General features: G+C 69.5%; 17 protein-coding genes. 8 read left to right on the forward strand and 9 right to left on the reverse strand.

From position 1 onward, the window contains the following. Positions 1 to 29 precede the first annotated feature (29 nt). Genes ebsA through KBY88_RS10295 form a run of 3 tightly spaced genes read left to right on the forward strand, consistent with a single transcriptional unit; the run spans position 30 to position 2,099 of the window. Entirely contained in the window at positions 30 to 452 is a 423-nt protein-coding gene (gene ebsA, locus KBY88_RS10285) for a type IV pilus biogenesis protein EbsA (RefSeq protein WP_254939835.1), read from the forward strand. Continuing rightward, positions 453 to 1,544: a phosphotransacetylase family protein gene (locus tag KBY88_RS10290; protein ID WP_254939836.1), complete on the forward strand. Its 1,092-nt coding sequence runs from the start codon at positions 453 to 455 to the stop codon at positions 1,542 to 1,544. 42 nt (positions 1,545 to 1,586) lie between these two features. Further along, positions 1,587 to 2,099: a DNA-processing protein DprA gene (locus KBY88_RS10295; RefSeq protein WP_254939837.1), complete on the forward strand. Its 513-nt coding sequence runs from the start codon at positions 1,587 to 1,589 to the stop codon at positions 2,097 to 2,099. A 51-nt stretch (positions 2,100 to 2,150) separates the two neighbouring features. Here the strand turns inward: KBY88_RS10295 and KBY88_RS10300 are convergent, their stop codons facing one another. After that, a complete protein-coding gene (locus KBY88_RS10300; RefSeq protein ID WP_254939838.1) occupies positions 2,151 to 2,576 on the reverse strand; it encodes an NfeD family protein in 426 nt (141 codons plus the stop codon). A gap of 91 nt (positions 2,577 to 2,667) precedes the next feature. On the opposite strand from KBY88_RS10300, the gene KBY88_RS10305 reads away from it, so the two are divergent. Next, positions 2,668 to 3,576 (forward strand): SPFH domain-containing protein, encoded by a 909-nt coding sequence (locus KBY88_RS10305; protein ID WP_254939839.1) that lies wholly within the window; start codon positions 2,668 to 2,670, stop codon positions 3,574 to 3,576. A gap of 39 nt (positions 3,577 to 3,615) precedes the next feature. On the opposite strand, the gene KBY88_RS10310 is transcribed toward KBY88_RS10305, so the two are convergent. Next, positions 3,616 to 4,041, reverse strand: coding sequence for an MAPEG family protein (locus KBY88_RS10310; RefSeq protein ID WP_254939840.1), 426 nt, complete (start codon positions 4,039 to 4,041; stop codon positions 3,616 to 3,618). Between the two features lie 67 nt (positions 4,042 to 4,108). Here KBY88_RS10310 and KBY88_RS10315 point away from each other — a divergent pair, with 67 nt between their 5' ends. Next, positions 4,109 to 4,600, forward strand: coding sequence for a YajQ family cyclic di-GMP-binding protein (locus KBY88_RS10315; protein ID WP_254939841.1), 492 nt, complete (start codon positions 4,109 to 4,111; stop codon positions 4,598 to 4,600). 42 nt (positions 4,601 to 4,642) lie between these two features. Here KBY88_RS10315 and KBY88_RS10320 read toward each other — a convergent pair whose 3' ends face one another. Beyond that, the gene (locus tag KBY88_RS10320) at positions 4,643 to 4,936 is read right to left on the reverse strand and encodes a hypothetical protein (RefSeq protein WP_254939842.1); all 294 of its coding nucleotides are present in this window, start codon (positions 4,934 to 4,936) and stop codon (positions 4,643 to 4,645) included. A 61-nt stretch (positions 4,937 to 4,997) separates the two neighbouring features. Between KBY88_RS10320 and KBY88_RS10325 the strand changes: the two genes are divergently transcribed. From KBY88_RS10325 to KBY88_RS10335, 3 genes are all read left to right on the forward strand, one after another. Next, a complete protein-coding gene (locus KBY88_RS10325) occupies positions 4,998 to 8,678 on the forward strand; it encodes a hydantoinase B/oxoprolinase family protein (protein WP_254939843.1) in 3,681 nt (1,226 codons plus the stop codon). Beyond that, positions 8,668 to 9,741, forward strand: coding sequence for an amino acid ABC transporter substrate-binding protein (locus KBY88_RS10330; RefSeq protein WP_254939844.1), 1,074 nt, complete (start codon positions 8,668 to 8,670; stop codon positions 9,739 to 9,741). The genes KBY88_RS10325 and KBY88_RS10330 overlap by 11 nt, the downstream gene beginning before the upstream one ends. Before the next feature lie 117 nt (positions 9,742 to 9,858). Next, a complete protein-coding gene (locus KBY88_RS10335) occupies positions 9,859 to 10,944 on the forward strand; it encodes a calcium/sodium antiporter (RefSeq protein WP_254939845.1) in 1,086 nt (361 codons plus the stop codon). A 21-nt stretch (positions 10,945 to 10,965) separates the two neighbouring features. On the opposite strand, the gene KBY88_RS10340 is transcribed toward KBY88_RS10335, so the two are convergent. From KBY88_RS10340 to hemL, 6 genes are read right to left on the reverse strand one after another with little or no spacing between them, the layout of a single operon-like run. Further along, on the reverse strand, positions 10,966 to 11,712 hold the full coding sequence (locus tag KBY88_RS10340; RefSeq protein WP_254939846.1) for an ABC transporter ATP-binding protein: 747 nt from the start codon (positions 11,710 to 11,712) through the stop codon (positions 10,966 to 10,968). After that, a complete protein-coding gene (locus tag KBY88_RS10345) occupies positions 11,709 to 12,509 on the reverse strand; it encodes an ABC transporter ATP-binding protein (protein WP_254939847.1) in 801 nt (266 codons plus the stop codon). Before KBY88_RS10345 ends, KBY88_RS10340 begins: the two co-directional genes overlap by 4 nt. Continuing rightward, positions 12,506 to 13,411 carry a branched-chain amino acid ABC transporter permease gene (locus tag KBY88_RS10350; RefSeq protein WP_254939848.1) on the reverse strand — a complete coding sequence of 302 codons (906 nt, stop codon included), beginning with the start codon at positions 13,409 to 13,411 and terminating at the stop codon, positions 12,506 to 12,508. The genes KBY88_RS10345 and KBY88_RS10350 overlap by 4 nt, the downstream gene beginning before the upstream one ends. A gap of 11 nt (positions 13,412 to 13,422) precedes the next feature. Further along, positions 13,423 to 14,355: a branched-chain amino acid ABC transporter permease gene (locus KBY88_RS10355; RefSeq protein WP_254939849.1), complete on the reverse strand. Its 933-nt coding sequence runs from the start codon at positions 14,353 to 14,355 to the stop codon at positions 13,423 to 13,425. Between the two features lie 12 nt (positions 14,356 to 14,367). After that, positions 14,368 to 15,546 (reverse strand): ABC transporter substrate-binding protein, encoded by a 1,179-nt coding sequence (locus KBY88_RS10360; protein ID WP_254939850.1) that lies wholly within the window; start codon positions 15,544 to 15,546, stop codon positions 14,368 to 14,370. Then, positions 15,543 to 16,781 (reverse strand): glutamate-1-semialdehyde 2,1-aminomutase, encoded by a 1,239-nt coding sequence (gene hemL / locus KBY88_RS10365; protein WP_396102958.1) that lies wholly within the window; start codon positions 16,779 to 16,781, stop codon positions 15,543 to 15,545. Before hemL ends, KBY88_RS10360 begins: the two co-directional genes overlap by 4 nt. Positions 16,782 to 16,834 lie beyond the last annotated feature (53 nt).

Below are 16,834 nucleotides of genomic sequence, written 5' to 3' on the forward strand. Positions count from 1 at the left end.
GCTGGCAGCATGGTGCAACCTTTACTCGCGTGGCGCCCGATACATCGATGGCCTCGAGCAATGCCACGGATCTGGCCTCCCATGACGCCGCCCAGGTGGCCCTCTATGCCCCTTACTGCAGCGGGGTCAGTCGTGAGGAGGTGCTTGATCAGGCCATCCATCTGCTGGGCAAGGGGCGGGTGGAGGGCCAAAGGGTCCTGAAGTTCGGCACGCCCCATGTCTTTGAGCTGCGCTGGCAGGCCGGGACTTCCCCCCAGGAACGCAGCAGTTGTGATCTGAGTTTCCCCCAGATGCCTGAGGTGCTCTACAGCTTTTCCGTGCCCACCCACCAGCTCGTGCTCTGGCTGATGGACCTGATCCAGACCCGGGAAGGGGGCGCCGCACCGGACCTGCCAGAAAACTTCTGGCGCTGGCTCCTGGTCGGCGAGATTCCCCATAACCCTGAGCGCTAGATGGCCCCCACGCTTCTGATTGGCTCCTGTCACCCCTTCAGCGGCAAGTCGGCCGTGGTGCTTGGCCTGGGGCGCCAATTGGTGCAGCAGGGTCTGGCCCTGCGCTTCGGCAAACCCCTGGCCACCAGCGTCAGCCCCGATCCTGAACAGGAGTCGATCGAGCTGATCGATGACGACGTGCGTTTCGTCGGCCGCACCCTCGGCCTCGCCCCTGAGCAGCTGCTGCCCTCGCTTGAGCTGCTGGAGGCGGGCACGGCCCAGGCCCGGCTCCTGGAGGGGCACTGCAGATCCGGAGCTGGGTTGGCGTTGCTGCAGCGTCGCCTGGAGGCCTTCAGCGACGGGGTGACCCTCCTTGAGGCGGCGGGAAGCCTCAGCGAAGGGTTGATCTATGGACTCAACCTCAGCCACCTCGCCGAGACCTTCGCCGCCCCTGTGGTGCTCGTGCACCTCTGGGAGGACAGCCGCAGCGTTGATGCGCTGCTGGAAGCCCAGCAGCAGTTGGGGGAGCATCTGGCCGGTGTGGTGCTCAACGCCGTCAATCCCGACCAGGTGGGGGAGTTGCGCGCTGAGCTGGTGCCTGCTCTTGAACGGCTCGGGCTGCCGGTGTTCGGCGTGATGCCGCGCAGCCCGCTGCTGCGCAGCGTGACCGTGGAGGAGTTGGCCGGGCGTCTGGGGGCGCGCGTGCTTTGCTGCAGCGAGCGGGTTGATCTGTTGGTGGAAACCCTCAGCATCGGCGCCATGAATGTCAATTCGGCGATGGAGTTCTTCCGCCGCCGCCGCAACATGGCCGTGGTCACCGGAGCGGACCGCACCGACATCCAGCTGGCGGCCCTGGAAGCCTCCACCCAATGCCTGATCCTCACCGGCCAAGGCGAACCCCTGCCCCAGTTGATCAACCGCGCCGAGGAGTTGGAGGTCCCGATTCTCAAAGTTGAGCACGACACCCTCACCACCGTCGAGGTGATCGAGAGAGCCTTCGGGCATGTCCGCCTGCACGAATCGGTCAAGGCGACCTACGCCTTCCGCCTGGTGGAGGAGCACTGCCGCTTCGAGCGCTTGTTCGATCGGCTGCGTTTGCCGCAACGGGCCTGAGGAGGGCGCTGCTAATTTCGTGCGGCTGGTTGATCGCACGCGTTGGCCCGGTCCCTTGATATCCCGTCCCTCGACCGGATCGACACCCTTGCCCAGGAACTGGCCATGCTCCAGGACCGGGGCAAGCGCCGGATCGCCATCCTCGGCAGCCGCCACGTGCCGGTGGTCTCGATCCATCTGGTGGAACTGGTGGCACGCTCCCTGGCCCAGGAGGGCCACAACCTGGTCACCTCCGGCTCCCAGGGGGTCAACGCCGCCGTGATCCGTGGCGTGCTCGAGGTGGACCCCAGTCGGCTCACGGTGCTGCTGCCCCAGAGCCTGGAGCGCCAGCCCAGTGAATCCCGCGACCAACTCGAGCGCGTGCTGCACCTGGTGGAGAAGCCCGAGCACGATGAGCTGCCCTTGCCGATGGCCAGCAGCCTCTGCAACCAGGAGATCATTGGCCGCTGCGATCAACTCATCTGTTACGCCTTCCACGACAGCGAAACCCTGCTCACCAGCTGCCGCACCGCCGAAGACATGGGCAAGGTAGTCAGCCTGATGTTCTTCGACTGAGCGAGACCGGCCTTGGGCGCGGCCACCGCAGGGTGCAGAGCCCAGGGCCGTTCAGGATTCCTCGGCCATCACCTCCAGCCGGGTGCCCACCCGGCGCATCACCACCACTTGATCGCCCGGAGCCAAGGGGCGGGGGAACTCAAGGCTTTCTGCGGCCCAGCTCTGGCCCTGCCAGCGCACCCGGCCTCGCCCCTGGGCATCGAAGGCGGCGATCACCTCGGCCCGGTCGTTGGCGGGGGCGAGGCGCTCCAGCTTGGAGGGCTGCCGACCGGACCAGCGCCAGAGCGCCGCGCCCCCCAGCAGGCTGATCACGGCGAAGGCCGCCACCTGGAGCGCCACGGACAACCCCAGCAGGGCCGTGAGCGCAGAGACCACCAGGGCCGCCACCGCCGCGATCACAAACCCCCCGAATCCGGGGATGCTGACTTCGATCAGAAAAAGCACCCCAGCCAAAGCGAGCCAGATCAATGGGGCCATCGGGCCAAGGCGAATCGATTCAGTCTGCTCTGGGCTGGGCTGGGCAGATGGGCTGCTTAGCCTGGATGGGTTGAACGCCCACCCTTGGTCGATGGAATTACTCTCGCTCCCGGCACTGATCCTGCTGGGTTTTCTTGGCTTCAGCAGCGTCAAGATCACCAATGGTGGGCGCTCGATGCTGGTGGAGCGCCTCGGCAAGTTCGACCGCGAACTCAAACCCGGCCTCTCGATGGTAATGCCGGTTGTTGAGCGGATCGTGAGCAATGAATCGCTCAAGGAGCGCGTGCTCGACATCCCCCCCCAGCAGTGCATCACCAAGGACAACGTCTCAATCGAAGTGGATGCGGTGGTCTATTGGCAGCTGCTGGAGCACGCCAAGGCCTACTACGCCCTCGACAACCTCAAGTCGGCGATGGTGAACCTGGTGCTCACGCAGATCCGTTCGGAGATGGGCAAGCTCGACCTCGACCAGACCTTCTCCACCCGATCGGAGGTGAACGAGTTGCTGCTCCGGGAGCTTGATCAGGCCACGGATCCCTGGGGCGTCAAGGTCACCCGCGTGGAGATGCGCGACATCGTTCCTTCTTCCGGGGTGCAGCAGGCGATGGAGATGCAGATGAGCGCCGAGCGTGAAAAACGTGCCGCCATCCTGCGCTCGGAAGGCGAGAAAGAGGCTCAGCTCAATGCGGCCCGGGGGCGGGCCGAGGCCCTGGTGTTCGATGCCCAGGCCCAGAAGGAGGCCCTGGTGCTGGGGGCCCAGGCCCAGGCGGAACAGCAGAAGCTATTGGCGGTGGCCCGGGCGGAAGCAGCCGGTGAGTTGGCGGCCTTGATCGAGAGCCACCCGGCGGGGGGCGAGGCCCTGCGCCTGCTGCTGGCCAAGGACTGGATGGGGCTCGGCCAGGAACTGGCCAAGGCCCCGGGCGGCAGTGTGCTGATGGTGGATCCCCAGAGTCCCGCCTCCCTGCTCACCGCCCTCAAGGGGCTGCAGGAGAAGGGCTGAGGGCGGACCGCCGCCCGGTGGCCCTGCGGTCTGGCCGGCTCAACCCGCCGCCAGCACCGCCTTGAGGCCTTCGGAATACAGCACCCCAGTGGCGAGCAGCGCGCCGATCCAGCAGAGGCTGCGCAGTGGAGGCACGTTGGCCACATAGGCGCCGTTGTAGGCCAGGCGCAGCAGCGGATGGGCCCAGGCGGCCATCAGCGCCGCCGGTGCGTTCACGCCGGCGACCAGGCAGAGCAGGCAGGCCGGGGCATGGAGCGTGAACGCCTCGAAGGCGTTCTGGTGGGCCCAGCTGGCCCGCTGCCCCCAGGCCGGCAGCCGCTCGAACATCGCCCGCGGTGCCGCCAGATCGGCCACGCTGAAATCAGCTCGGGAGCGGCCCAGGGCCAGCGGCACCAGGCTCACGATCACCACCGCGCCGGCCAGCACCAGCGACCAGGCGAAGGGGGCAGCGGCAGTCAGGGGCATGGCGGAAGGGGGAGTCGGCGAGGTCCCTTTTCTAGGCTGCAAGGCCGTTCACCCGTTGCGAAGTCCGATGGCCGACACCTACTCCTTCGATGTGGTCTCCGATTTCGATCGCCAGGAGCTGGTCAACGCCGTGGACCAGGTGCGCCGCGAGGTGGGCCAGCGCTACGACCTCAAGGACTCCAAAACCGAGATTGAGGTGGAGGAGGGCAGCCTCACGATCACCACCGCCAGCGACATGACGTTGGAGGCCGTGGTCGATGTGCTGCGCCAGAAGGCCACCAAACGGGAGCTGTCGCTCAAGATCTTCGACCTCCAGACCCCCGAGCCCGTGGGCGGTAACCGGGTGCAGCAGAAGGTGGTGCTGCGCAAGGGTCTCAGCCAGGAACTGGCCAAGAAGCTTTCCAAGACGGTGCGCGATCAGCTCAAGAAGGTGACCGTGGCGATCCAGGGCGACAGCCTGCGGGTCACCGGCAAGAACAAGGACGACCTGCAACAGGCGATCCAGCTGTTGCGCGCCGAGGATCTGGAGCTGCCGTTGCAGTTCGAGAACTTCCGCTGATCGCCATGGCTTGCGGGGCTGGCCGGCTCCCCGGAGCTCAGCTCAGTACAGGCCGACGCAGTTGCCTGTTGGGGTGAGCTTCATCAGCGACCAGAGGGCGTCGTACTGGGCCGCCGTCACGAGCTGTTCCTGCTGCATCTTGCGGGCCGCCGGTGTGCCGGGGGCCGCCGAGGCCCCCAGGTCCTTGTTGAGGATGACGAATCCCTGGCACATCACATCGATGTCGAGGTTGAGATCGACGGCCCGGGCGGGAAGGCCCAGCATGGGAAGGAGCCCAGCGCTCAAGGCAGCGGCAGTGAAGCCAGTGGCGATGAAGGCAAGGACGATCGGTTTCATCTGAACAGAACCATCCTTGAGAGCCGGTGGCGGCTGACTTCCTAGGCTAAGGCTCCCGTTGATGATCGACCTGGGGTTGGCCTGGCGCTTCTGGATCGACCGGGGTGGCACCTTCACCGACCTGGTGGCCCGCAGCCCAGACGGTGAGCTGGTGGTGCGCAAAGTGTTGTCGGCGGCGGCCGGCGGTGATCCGGTGGTGGCGGCGATCCGGGAGCTGGTGGGGGTGGGCCCTGGGGAACCCCTGCCCGAGGGAGCCATCGCTGAGGTGCGCCTGGGCACCACCGTGGCCACCAATGCGTTGCTGGAGCGCTCCGGCGCCCCCACCCTGCTGCTGGTGAGCCATGGCTTCGCCGATGCCCTGCTGATCGGCGACCAGCACCGGCCCGAGCTCTTCGCCCTGCGGATCGTGAAGCCCGACCAGCTCCATGGGCGGGTGCTGGAGGTGGGTGGCCGCCTGGCCGCCGACGGCAGCGAGCTGGAACCGCTCCGGCTGGATGCCGATCTGGAGGCGGAGCTGCGCCGTGCCCGGGCCGATGGCTACCACAGCCTCGCCGTGGCCTTGCTCCATGGCGCCCGCCATCCCCGCCATGAGCGTGCCCTGGGGGAGTGGCTGCGCCAGCTGTGGTTCGAGGCCGTGGCCCTCTCCCACGAGGTGAGCCCCCTGACCAAGCTGGTGCCCCGGGCCCAGACCGCCGTGCTGGAGGCCTATGTGGATCCGCCCCTGCGGGCCTACCTGGGCCAGCTGCAGGCCGAGCTGGGGTCGGATTGTGGGTTGCGGGTGATGCAGTCGAGTGGCGGATTGATTGCGCCGGAGCAGCTGCGGGCCAAGGACACGATTCTCTCCGGCCCGGCTGGGGGCCTGGTGGGCGCCTGCCGCATCGCGGCAGCGGCTGGGCTTGGCGCGATCGTCGGCTTCGACATGGGTGGCACTTCCACGGATGTGTTCCATTCCGCCGGGCCTGGGCGGCCCTGGGAGCGCTGCAGCGAAACGGAGATCGCCGGCCTCACCCTGCAGGCGCCGATGCTGGCGATCCACACCGTCGCCGCCGGTGGTGGCTCCGTGGTGCATGTCGATGGCGAGCGGTTGCAGGTGGGGCCCGCCTCCGCCGGCGCCGACCCCGGACCGGCCTGCTACCAGCGCGGCGGCCCGGCCACGGTCACCGATGCCAACCTGTTGCTGGGGCGCCTGCGGCCCGAGGCCTTCCCGGCGCTGTTCGGCCCAGGCGGTGATCAGCCTTTGGAGGTCGCGGCGTCGGCGGCGCGGTTCGAGGCCCTGGCGGCGCAGCTGATGGCGGGTGGGACCACGCCCCAGCCCATCGAACGTCTGGCGGAGGGGGCGGTGGAAATCGCCGTGGCGCGCATGGCCGGTGCGATCCGGCGGATCTCGATCCAGCGGGGCCACGACCTGCGCCAGGCCGCCCTGGTGGGCTACGGCGGGGCCGGCGGACAGCACGCCTGTGCCCTGGCGGAGGCCCTGGGCATGGCCCAGGTGTTGCTCCATCCCCTCGCTGGGGTGCTCTCCGCCTACGGCATGGGTCTGGCCGAGGAGCGGCGGATCCATGAGCGCAGCGTGCTGGAGCCCCTCGATGCAGCCTGCGTGCAGCGGTTGCACGCGCTGGCGGAGCGCCTCGATGGCGAACCGCTGCCGAACTCGTCGCGGCGGGTGACCGTCTGGCTGCGGCTCCGGGGCGCTGAGGTGAGCCTGCCGGTAGCCCTGGACGCGTTGGAGGCGATGACGCGCAGCTTTCTGGGGAGCCATCAGCAGCGCTACGGCTACACCCCCGCCTTGGTGGGCGGCACGCCCGTGGCTTTGGAGGTGGAATGGCTGAGCGTGGAGCGGGTGGCGGCCGGCGCTCCCCTGGCGGATCGGGCGCAAGAGTCCGGCGGCGATCCCCAGGGACCAGGGAGCAGTCCTGCCACGGCACCCCTGTTCATCGACGGGGCCTGGCGGCCAGCGTCGCTACTCTCCCGGGAGCGCCTGAGGCCGGGTGATCGGCTCAAGGGGCCAGCCCTGATCACCGAGTCCACCGGCACCGTGTTGTTGGCACCGGGCTGGGACCTCCAGGTGCTGGCGGGGGGGGAGTTGCTGCTGCGCCATGCCCCCTCGGGCCCTGGCCGCGCCGGGGCCCATGCCCTTGGCGCAAGCTCAGGCGATCCGGAGGCAGGCGATCCGAAGGCAGTGGATCCGAAGGCCGTGGATCCGGTGCTGCTGGAGCTGTTTCACTACCGCTTCACCGCCATCGCCGAGCAGATGGGCGAACGCCTGCGGCTCACCAGCAGCTCGGTGAACATCCGTGAGCGGCTGGATTTCTCCTGTGCTCTGTTTGATCGCCGCGGCGATCTGGTCGCCAACGCCCCCCACATTCCGGTACACCTGGGCTCCATGGGCGAAAGCGTCGCCAGCCTGTTGGCGGCCGTTGCCCGCGGGGAGCGCCCGCCCCTGGCCCCCGGCGATGCCGTGGTCTCCAACGACCCCTACAACGGCGGCACCCACCTGCCGGATCTGACCGTGATCACGCCGGTGTTCGCCGCTGCCGGTGCCAAATCCGCTGAGCCGTCGTTCTTCGTGGCCAGCCGCGGCCACCACGCCGATGTGGGCGGCCTCACCCCCGGCTCGATGCCGCCGGGCAGCTCCAGCATCGAAGAAGAGGGCCTGCTGCTCGATAACGTGCCGTTTTTGGTGCAGGGCGAATTCCCGGAGGCGATCTGGCGCCAACGGCTCGCTGCCGGAGCCTGGCCGGTGCGCAACCCCGACCAGCTCCTGGCTGATCTCCAGGCCCAGGTGGCGGCCAATCGCCTGGGGGCGGCCGAGCTGGAGCGCCTGGTGGGCCTGGTGGGGCGCGAGCGGGTGCTCGCCTACATGGGCCATGGGCAGGACAATGCGGCCGAGGCGGTGCGGCGGGTGATCGATCGCCTGGAGGATGGGGCCTTCCGGGTGGAGCTCGATGACGGGGCCGCCATCGCCGTGGCGGTGCGGATCGACCGGGCCGCGCGCCGGGCCACGGTTGATTTCAGCGGCACCTCCCCCCAGCACCCGGGCAACCTCAACGCCCCCCTGGCGATCACCAAGGCGGTGGTGCTCTATGTGTTCCGCACCCTGGTGGGGGAAGCCATCCCGCTCAATGCCGGCTGTTTTCGCCCCCTTGATCTGCTGGTGCCGGAGGGCTGCCTGTTGCGGCCCCGGCACCCCGCCGCCGTGGTGGCCGGCAATGTGGAAACCTCCCAGGCGATCGCCAATGCCCTGTTCGGCGCCCTGGGGGTGATGGCGGCGGCCCAGGGCACGATGAACAACCTCAGCTTCGGCAACGGCCACTGCCAGTACTACGAGACCATCTGTGGTGGCAGCGGCGCCGGTGCCACGTTCGCGGGGGCTGACGCCATCCAGAGCCACATGACCAACTCGCGCCTCACCGACCCGGAGGTGCTCGAAAGCCGTTTCCCGGTGCGGCTGGAGTCGTTTCAGGTTCGGCGCGGCAGTGGTGGCCTGGGCCGCCACCGTGGGGGCGATGGGGTGGTGCGGCGTCTGCGCTTCCTGGAGCCGCTGACGGTGTCGATCCTCTCGGGATCCCGCCGGGTGGCCCCGTTCGGCCTGGCGGGTGGTGAGTCGGGGGCGCTCGGCCTCAACCGCCTCGAGCGCGCCGATGGGTCGATCGACGCGTTGGCGGGCAGTGTCGAGCTGGAGGTTCAGCCCGGTGATCTGCTGGAGATCGCCACCCCCGGAGGCGGCGGCTATGGCGCCTAGGTTCAGGTTTCTGTCGGCCCTGGCCCTGCCCCTGCTGGCGGCGCTGACGCTTGTGGCCGGCTGCGCAGGTGATTCCGCTGGCCCGCTGGCGGCTGGCCGCCTGGGCCTGATCCAGCAGCGGGGCCGGCTGATCTGCGGCATCAATGGCCAGTTGCCGGGCTTCAGCAGCGTGGGCGCCGATGGCCGCTTCCAGGGCCTCGATGTGGAGATCTGCCGCGCCGTGGCCGCCGCCGTGTTCGGGGATCCATCCAAGCTCGATCTCAAGCTGCTCAGCAGCAACGACCGCTTCGCCGCCGTGGCCAGCGGCGATGTCGATCTGCTCTCGCGCAACACCACCTTCAACCTCGGCCGCGATGCCCCCGGCGGCAACGCCCTGTCGTTTGCGCCGATCGTCTACTACGACGGCGGCGGGGTGCTGGCACCGGTGGCCAGCGGCATCACGCGCCTGGCGGATCTGGCCGGGCGCACGGTCTGCGTGGTGAGCGGCTCCACCAACGAGGGCGTGCTCGCCGATCGCATGGGCAGCCTCGGGCTTGCCTATGTGCCGATCCGCTACCGCAACGCCGACGAGACCTTTAGTGCCTATCTCTCGGGCCGCTGCGAGGCCGTCACCAGCGACCGCTCCGGCCTGGCGGCCCGCCGCACCCTGTTCCCCGATCCCGCCGCCCACCGCCTGCTCCCCGGCATCCTCAGCAAGGAGCCGATGGCCCCCGCCAGCGGCCAGGCCGATCCGCTCTGGGCCGATGCCGTGCGCTGGAGCGTGCGCGCCCTGATCGAGGCGGAGGAGCTGGGGCTGAGCCGCGCCAACCTCTCCGAGCGCACCGCAGCGGCCCGGGCCGATCCCCGCCAGAGCCGGCTGCGGCGCTTTCTGGGCCTCGAGGGCGACCTGGGCCGCCAACTGGGCCTCCCCGCCGACTTCGCCGCCCGGGCCGTGGCGGCGGTGGGCAACTACGGCGAGCTGTTCGAGCGCACCCTGGGCCAGGGCTCGCCCCTGGGGTTGGAGCGCGGCCCCAACCGCCTCTGGCGCGAGGGCGGGCTGCTCTATTCGCCGCCCTTTCGCTGAGCCTGTTCGCTGGGGCCTTTCGCTGGGGTGATGCGTGAGCCGCGCCTTGATCGTCAGGCCCTGCCGGTCGCCCCATAACCTGAGCCGACACAAGCAGGCCCCCACGGCAGCGGTTCGATGGCGTATCTCCTCATTGTTTTTGAAATCGTGGTGGGGATCCTGCTGCTGTTCGGCGGCGGCGAGCTGTTCGTGGCCGGTTCGGTGGCCCTCTCGCTGTTGCTGGGGATCCCCCAGTTGGTGATCGGTCTGACGGTGGTGTCCCTGGGCACCAGCGCCCCGGAACTGTTTGTGAGCCTGCTCGCCACCACCCAGGGCGGCAGCGGCGGCGATGCCCTGGCGGTGAGCAACATCGTGGGCTCGAACATCTTCAACGTGCTGGTGGTGCTCGGCGCCAGCGCCGTGGTCATGCCCCTGCGGGTCAACAGCCGGCTGGTGCGAAGGGATGTGCCGCTGCTGTTCGGGGTCTCGATGGCCACCTGGGGCATGGCCTCGGGCGGACGGCTCACCTGGATCGCTGGGCTGGCGCTGCTCTCGGGCACGGTGATCAACCTGATCTGGGAAATCGTCTCAGCGCGCGAGGAGCCGGCTGGGGCCGGTGATGATTTCGAGGACGATGGCGCCGCTCCCGCCCCGGTGGCCGCGGCCAAGCTGGCGGGCGGTCTGGTGCTGCTGGTGATCGGCTCCCAGCTGCTGGTCAAAGGGGCAACGGCGGCGGCCCTGGGGCTGGGGGTGAGCGAAACGGTGATCGGCCTGACGATCGTCGCCGCCGGCACCTCGATGCCGGAGCTGGTCACCTCGGTGGTGGCGGCCTACCGGGGCAAGGGTGACCTGGCGATCGGCAATGTGGTGGGCAGCAACCTGCTCAACCAGCTGGTGATCCTCGGCCTCTGCGCCACGGTCTCCGGCGGCCGGGGCCTGGGGGTGGAGCAGGTGATGATCAGCCGCGATTTCCCGATCATGGTGGCCACCACCCTGGCCTGCCTGCCGATCTTCTGGAGCGGTGGGGTGATCACCCGCACCGAGGGCTGGCTGCTGCTGGGGCTCTATGGCTGTTACCTGCTCGAGCAGATCCTGCTCAACACCGTTCCCGGCGCCCTCGATGAATTCCGACTGGTGGTGCTGGTGGCGGTGCTGCCGGCGTCGCTGCTGTTTATCACCTGGGGGGCGCTGCAGTGGCGCAAACGCCGATTGGTCGGTGGCTGATCGACCCCGGCTGATCCGCCCCTAGCGCCCCAGATAGGAGGCCTGCAGGCCCTCGTCATCGAGCAGTTCCGTGGCGCTGCCGCTGCGACTGACGCGGCCCGCCTCCAGCAGGTAGCCGCGGCTGGCGATCGCCAGGGCGGCCCGGGCGTTCTGCTCCACCAGCAGGATCGAGAGCCCCTGGCGGTGCAGCTCCGCGAGGATTCCCATCACTTCGGCCACCAGCTTCGGTGCCAGCCCCAGGCTGGGTTCATCGAGCATCAGCAGGGTGGGGCGGCCCATCAGGGCGCGGGCGATCGCCAGCATCTGCTGCTCCCCCCCCGAGAGGCTGCCGGCCAGCTGGCTGCGCCGTTCCGCCAGCCGCGGGAACAGGCCGTAGCAGCGCTCCAGGTCGGTGGCGATGCCGCTGTGGTCGCGGCGCAGGTAGGCCCCCAGCTCCAGGTTGGTGGCCACGCTCTGGCGGCTGAGCACCCGGCGCCCCTCCGGGCAGTGGCCGATGCCCAGGCGCACGGTGGTTTCTGTGGCCACGCCCTTGAGGGACTGCCCGCGCCAGCGCACGGCGCCGCCGCTGGGGGCGACCAGCTGGGAGATCGCCTTCAAGGTGGTGCTCTTGCCGGCGCCGTTGGAGCCCAGCAGGGTCACCAGCTCGCCGCTGCGCACCTCCAGATCCACCTCCTCGAGGGCGGCGATGCGGCCATAGCGCACGCTCAGGCGCTCCAGGTGCAGCAGTGGGGCTTGGAGTGGGGCCTGGAGTGGGGCGGCGGTGTTCATGAAGCCTCCTCCACGGCTCCGCCCAGGTAGGCCTCGATCACGGCCGGATCGCGGCGCACCAGCTCGGGCGTGCCCAGGGCGATGCGTTCGCCGAAATTGAGCACCGCCAGGCGGTCGCAGAGGTCCATCATCAGCGGCACGTGGTGCTCGATGATCAGCACGGTGAGATCAAAGCGCTGTCGCAGCAGGCGGATCAGGGCGCTGAGTTCGCTCTTCTCGGCCGGGTTCAGGCCGGCGGCCGGTTCATCGAGCAGCAGCAGACGCGGGCCGGTGGCCAGGGCCCGGGCGATCTCCAGGCGCCGCTGGTTGCCGTAGGAGAGGCTGCCGGCGCTCTGCTGGGCCAGGGGTGCCAGCTCCAGCAGCTCCAGCAGGTTGAAGGCCTGCGCCTCCAGCTCCCGTTGGCGGCGCCGGAAGGCAGCCGTGCCCAGGAGCCCCGCCACCAGGGGCGTGCGGCCGCGGCCATGGAGCCCCACCAGCACGTTCTCCAGGGCACTCATGGAGGCGAACAGGCGCAGGTTCTGGAAGGTGCGCGCCAGCCCCAGGCGGGCGATCCGGTCGGGGCGCAGGCCGCTGATCGGCTGGCCGCGCCAGAGGATGCGGCCGCCGCTGGCGGCGGTGAGGCCGGAGATCAGGTTGAACAGGGTGGTCTTGCCGGCGCCGTTGGGGCCGATCAGCCCGAAGATCTCGCCGCTCTTCACCGCCAGGCTCACCCGATCGAGGGCCCGCAGGCCGCCGAAGCGGCAGTTCAGTGCCTGCAACTCCAGCAGCGGGCTGCCGCTCAGGGGGGCCTGGTTCATGGCGCCGGAGCCTCCGCGCTTGTCTGCCGGAACGGCCAGCGCAGCCTGCGTAGCAGCTCCGGTGTGATCAGGCCCTGGGGAAACAGGATCGGTCCGAGCAGGATCACCAGCCCGTAGACCACCAGCCGCAGGTCGCCCACGGGGCGCAGCAGCTCGGGCAGGGCGGTGAGCGCCAGCCCCCCCACCACCGGCCCCAGCCAGGTGCGCGAGCCGCCGAAGACCACGAAGGCCAAGGTGGTGATGCTGGCGTCGAAGCTGCCCTGACGCGCATTCCAGGTGTTCAGGAAGTGGGCGCTGATCACCCCCGCCACCGCCGCCACCAGGGCGCTGAACAGGAAGCTCAGCAATTTCACCCGCGCGGTGTCGAGGCCCATGCAGGCGGCGGCCAGCTCGTCTTCGCGGATCGCCTCCATCGCCCGCCCCAGCCGCAGGCGCTCCAGGCGGGCGCAGAGCCAGCAGACCAGGGCCAGCACCGCCAGGCTGAGCAGCAGATAGCCCACCGGGCCCTCGAAGGGTTGCGGGATGGCGAAGAGGCCGGTGGCGCCGCCGGTGAACCCCAGGTTGAGGTTGAGCACCCGCAGGATCTCCACCAGGGCGATGGTGGCGATCGCCAGGTAGATGCCCTTGAGCTTCAGCACCGGCCCGCCGATGGCCAGGGCCAGAGCGCCGGCGATCAGGGCCGCCAGCACCAGCTCCAGCAGCAGCGAGGGCAGCGGGTAGAGCGCCCCATCCCCAGCAAGGGCCGGGAAGCGGGTGGAGAGCAGGGCGGCGGTGTAGCCGCCGATGGCGTAGAAGCCGGGCGTTGCCAGCGAGAGCTGGCCGGCTCGCAGGGGCAGATAGACCGAGAGCCCCAGCAGGGCCCCCAGCAGCATCTGCACCAACAGCGAAGCATCGAGGGGCATGGGCGCTTCGCTCAGACCTTGGTGATCGTGGGACGCCCCAGCAGCCCCCGGGGCCGCAGCAGCAGCACGGCGAACAGGAAGGCGTAGGCCACGGCGTCCTTGAAGCCTGAATAATCCGCCGGCACCAGGGCCTCGGCCAGCCCCACGATCAGGCCGCCGAGCACCGCCCCGGGCACGCTGCCCAGCCCGCCGAGCACCAGCACCCCGAGGCCCTTGAGGCCGTAGCCGATGCCGAAGTAGGGCCCGGCGATGCTGACGCTGAGCCCCACCAGCCCCCCCGCCACCCCGGCCAGAAATCCGCTGACCCCAAAGGCCAGCTGCACCATGCGATCGCTGTTGATGCCGAGCAGCCGGGCGGTGGTGGGATCTTCCGCCACCGCCTGCAGGGCCTTGCCGCCGCGGCTGCGCTCCAGCCAGAGGGTGAGCACCACCACCACCAGCGCCGCGATCGCCATCAGCAGCAGCTGCACCGTGCGCACCTGCGCCCCCCCCAGGCTCACCGCCGCCGGCAGGGTCCCGAGGGCGGAGGTGGGGATCGCGTAGCTCTCGGCCCCCACCAGCAGTTGCAGCAGGTTCACCAGGATCACCCCGGCCCCGAGGCTGGAGATCAACGCCAGCAGCGGGTCGGCGCCCCGCCGGCGCAGGGGCCGGAAGGCGGCCGCCTCCACCAGCAGGCTCACCGCGGCGGCCCCGACCCCGGCCAGCAGCAGCGCCAGCGGAAACGGCAGGGTGAAGGGCAGTTGCAGGCCCGCCAGCAGGCCGTTGGCGCCCACGGCCCCGCCGATCAGCAGGTAGGTGAAGTAGGCCCCGAGGGTGAACACCGCCCCATGGGCGAAGTTGATCACACCCAGCACCGAGAACACCAGGGTGTACCCGAGGGCGAACAGGGCGTAGACGGCGCCGCTGGAGAGACCGTTGACCAGCAGCTGCAGCAGGTGGTCCAAGTGCCTCCTCCGTCAGTTCAGCAGGGCGAAGCGGCCCGTGCGGCCCCCCGGCGCCATGCGCACCTGGGCGACGAAGAACTGCTTCTGCACCACCTCGCCGTCGGCTGTGAAGCCGATCTCCCCCAGCGGGGTCTGGTAGCGGCCCGAGAGCAGTTCGCTGTTGAGGGCGGCCCGCGCCGACCTGAGGTTGAGCTTGGCCAGGGGCTGGCGGCGATCGAGGCGATCGGCCGCCTCGCTGATCACCTGCAGGGCGGTGAAGGCCTGGGCTGTGAGCTGGGGCGGGATCGCCCCGCCCTTGGCGGCCTTGTAGCGACGCACGAACTCCCTGTTCGCGGGGGTATCGAGTTCGGGGCTGTAGGCCTGGGCAATCAGGATGCCATCGCAGTGCTTCTGGCAGATCGGGTAGATGTTCGGCGTGTTCATGCCGTTGCCGACCACGATCACGCCCCGGTAGCCCAGCTCCCTGAGCTGGCGGATCAGATTGCCCCCATCCACCGCCTGCAGCGAGAGCACGATCAGATCAGGCTTCAGGCGCAGGGCGGCGGTGATCTGGTTCTGGAAGTCCTGGTCGTTGAGCTGGGTGCGCTGCACCGTCACCGGAGGCAGCCCCTTGGCGCTCAGGGCCTTCTGGAAGATGGTGGTTTCCGAGGTGCTGTAGGCGTCGTCGTGGGCGTAGAACACCGCCGCCCGCTTGATTCCCGGGTGGAGTTCGAGCGCCTTGGCGATCGAGAGTGGCGCGATCACCGAGCTCTGGGCCGAGACACGGCTGATGAAGCTGCCGATCTCGGGGATGCCGCTGGCGGTGTTGGAGGGGGCCACCACGGGCACGCCCCGGCGCTGGGCGATCGGATCGGCGGCGAAGGCCTGCTGGGAGAGGGTGGGGCCGATCAGGGCGATGGCGCCTCCCTCGATCAGCAGGTTGAAGGCCGAGGTGGCGGATTGTTCGTCGCTGCCGCCGTCTTCGAGGCGCAGGGCCACGGGCTTGCCCCCTGGTCCCTTGACGCTCTCCTGGGCCAGCCGCAGGCCGATCTGCTGGTCCTGGCCGTAGACGTTGGCGTTGCCGGTCAGCGACAGGGCCGCCCCCACGGGCAGGCCGGCGCTGAGGTTCAGGGGCTTGGTGTCAGCTCCCGGGCCACAGCCCGTGAGCGCTGCCAGCAGGGCCACCAGGCCCAGAGCGCGAGCCCCGATCACGCGATCTGGGCGAAGCTGGAGCGGAAGGCATCCAGGGTGGCGTCGATGTCCTCGTCGCTGTGGGCCAGGGAGGTGAAGCCCGCCTCGAAGGCGCTCGGTGCCAGGTAGACGCCGCGCTCGAGCATGGCGCGGTGCAACTGGCCGAAGCGCACGGTATCGGCCGCCTTGGCCTCCTCGAAATTGCGCACGGGTCCCTTGCAGAGGAAGAAGCCGAACATGGCGCTGATCGAGCCGCCGCAGATCGGCAGCTCCACCTCGCCGGCGGCCGCCAGAATGCCAGCGATCAATCGGCTGGTGATCGCTTCGAGGCGTTCGTAGGTACCGGGCTGCCTGAGCAGCTCCAAGGTGTGGATGCCGGCGGTCATCGCCAGGGGATTGCCGCTCAAGGTGCCCGCCTGGTACATCGGGCCGGCCGGGGCCACCATCGCCATGATCTCGGCGCGACCGCCGTAGGCCCCAACGGGCAAGCCGCCGCCGATCACCTTGCCGAGGGTGGTGAGGTCGGGGGTGATGCCGAACTTGGCCTGGGCGCCGCCGTAGGCGATGCGGAAGCCGGTCATCACTTCATCGAAGGTGAGCAGGGCGCCGTTTTCCGTGGTGATCTCGCGCAGGCCCTCCAGGAAGCCCGGCTCGGGGGTGATGAAGCCGGCATTGCCCACCACGGGCTCGAGGATCACGCCGGCGATTTCGCCTGGGTTCTCGGCGAACAGCCGCTTGACGGCCTCCAGGTCGTTGTAGGGGGCGGTGAGGGTGGAAGCGGTGGTGCTGCGGGGCACACCGGGGGAATCGGGCAGGCCGAGGGTGGCCACGCCCGAGCCCGCCTTGACCAGGAACATGTCGGCGTGGCCGTGGTAGCAGCCCTCGAACTTGATCAGCTTTTCGCGCCCGGTGAAGGCGCGCATCAGCCGCAAGACCGACATGCAGGCCTCGGTGCCGGAGTTCACGAAGCGCACCATCTCCACGCTGGGGACGGCGTCGATCACCATCTCAGCCAGCTGGTTCTCAAGGGCACAGGGGGCGCCGAAGCTGGTGCCTTTGCCGAGGGCGTTGCGCAGGGCGCCGATCACCTTCGGGTGGGCATGGCCGCAGATTGCCGGCCCCCAGCTGCCGATGTAATCGATGTAGCGGTTTCCGTCCACGTCCCAGGCGTAGGCGCCCTTGACGTGATCGAACACGATCGGCTGGCCGCCCACGGACTTGAAGGCGCGGACGGGGGAACTGACACCCCCCGGCATGAGGTTCTGGGCGGCACTGAAGAGTTCCTGCGAACGCGTTGTGTTCAAGGCAG

The organism is Cyanobium sp. Morenito 9A2 (genome assembly GCF_024345575.1).
In the GTDB taxonomy this organism is placed as follows: domain Bacteria; phylum Cyanobacteriota; class Cyanobacteriia; order PCC-6307; family Cyanobiaceae; genus ATX-6F1.

Excerpts from the sequence above, each read along its gene's own strand:
- KBY88_RS10330 (WP_254939844.1), top strand. The coding sequence starts at position 8,668 with ATGGCGCCTAGGTTCAGGTTTCTGTCGGCCCTGGCCCTGCCCCTGCTG.
- KBY88_RS10335 (WP_254939845.1), top strand. The coding sequence starts at position 9,859 with ATGGCGTATCTCCTCATTGTTTTTGAAATCGTGGTGGGGATCCTGCTG.
- KBY88_RS10310 (WP_254939840.1), bottom strand. The coding sequence starts at position 4,041 with ATGCCCCTGACTGCCGCTGCCCCCTTCGCCTGGTCGCTGGTGCTGGCC.
- KBY88_RS10320 (WP_254939842.1), bottom strand. The coding sequence starts at position 4,936 with ATGAAACCGATCGTCCTTGCCTTCATCGCCACTGGCTTCACTGCCGCT.
- KBY88_RS10345 (WP_254939847.1), bottom strand. The coding sequence starts at position 12,509 with ATGAACCAGGCCCCCCTGAGCGGCAGCCCGCTGCTGGAGTTGCAGGCA.
- KBY88_RS10350 (WP_254939848.1), bottom strand. The coding sequence starts at position 13,411 with ATGCCCCTCGATGCTTCGCTGTTGGTGCAGATGCTGCTGGGGGCCCTG.
- KBY88_RS10305 (WP_254939839.1), top strand. The coding sequence starts at position 2,668 with ATGGAATTACTCTCGCTCCCGGCACTGATCCTGCTGGGTTTTCTTGGC.
- hemL (WP_396102958.1), bottom strand. The coding sequence starts at position 16,781 with ATGCCGGGGGGTGTCAGTTCCCCCGTCCGCGCCTTCAAGTCCGTGGGC.
- KBY88_RS10300 (WP_254939838.1), bottom strand. The coding sequence starts at position 2,576 with ATGGCCCCATTGATCTGGCTCGCTTTGGCTGGGGTGCTTTTTCTGATC.
- KBY88_RS10315 (WP_254939841.1), top strand. The coding sequence starts at position 4,109 with ATGGCCGACACCTACTCCTTCGATGTGGTCTCCGATTTCGATCGCCAG.
- KBY88_RS10340 (WP_254939846.1), bottom strand. The coding sequence starts at position 11,712 with ATGAACACCGCCGCCCCACTCCAGGCCCCACTCCAAGCCCCACTGCTG.
- KBY88_RS10290 (WP_254939836.1), top strand. The coding sequence starts at position 453 with ATGGCCCCCACGCTTCTGATTGGCTCCTGTCACCCCTTCAGCGGCAAG.
- KBY88_RS10325 (WP_254939843.1), top strand. The coding sequence starts at position 4,998 with ATGATCGACCTGGGGTTGGCCTGGCGCTTCTGGATCGACCGGGGTGGC.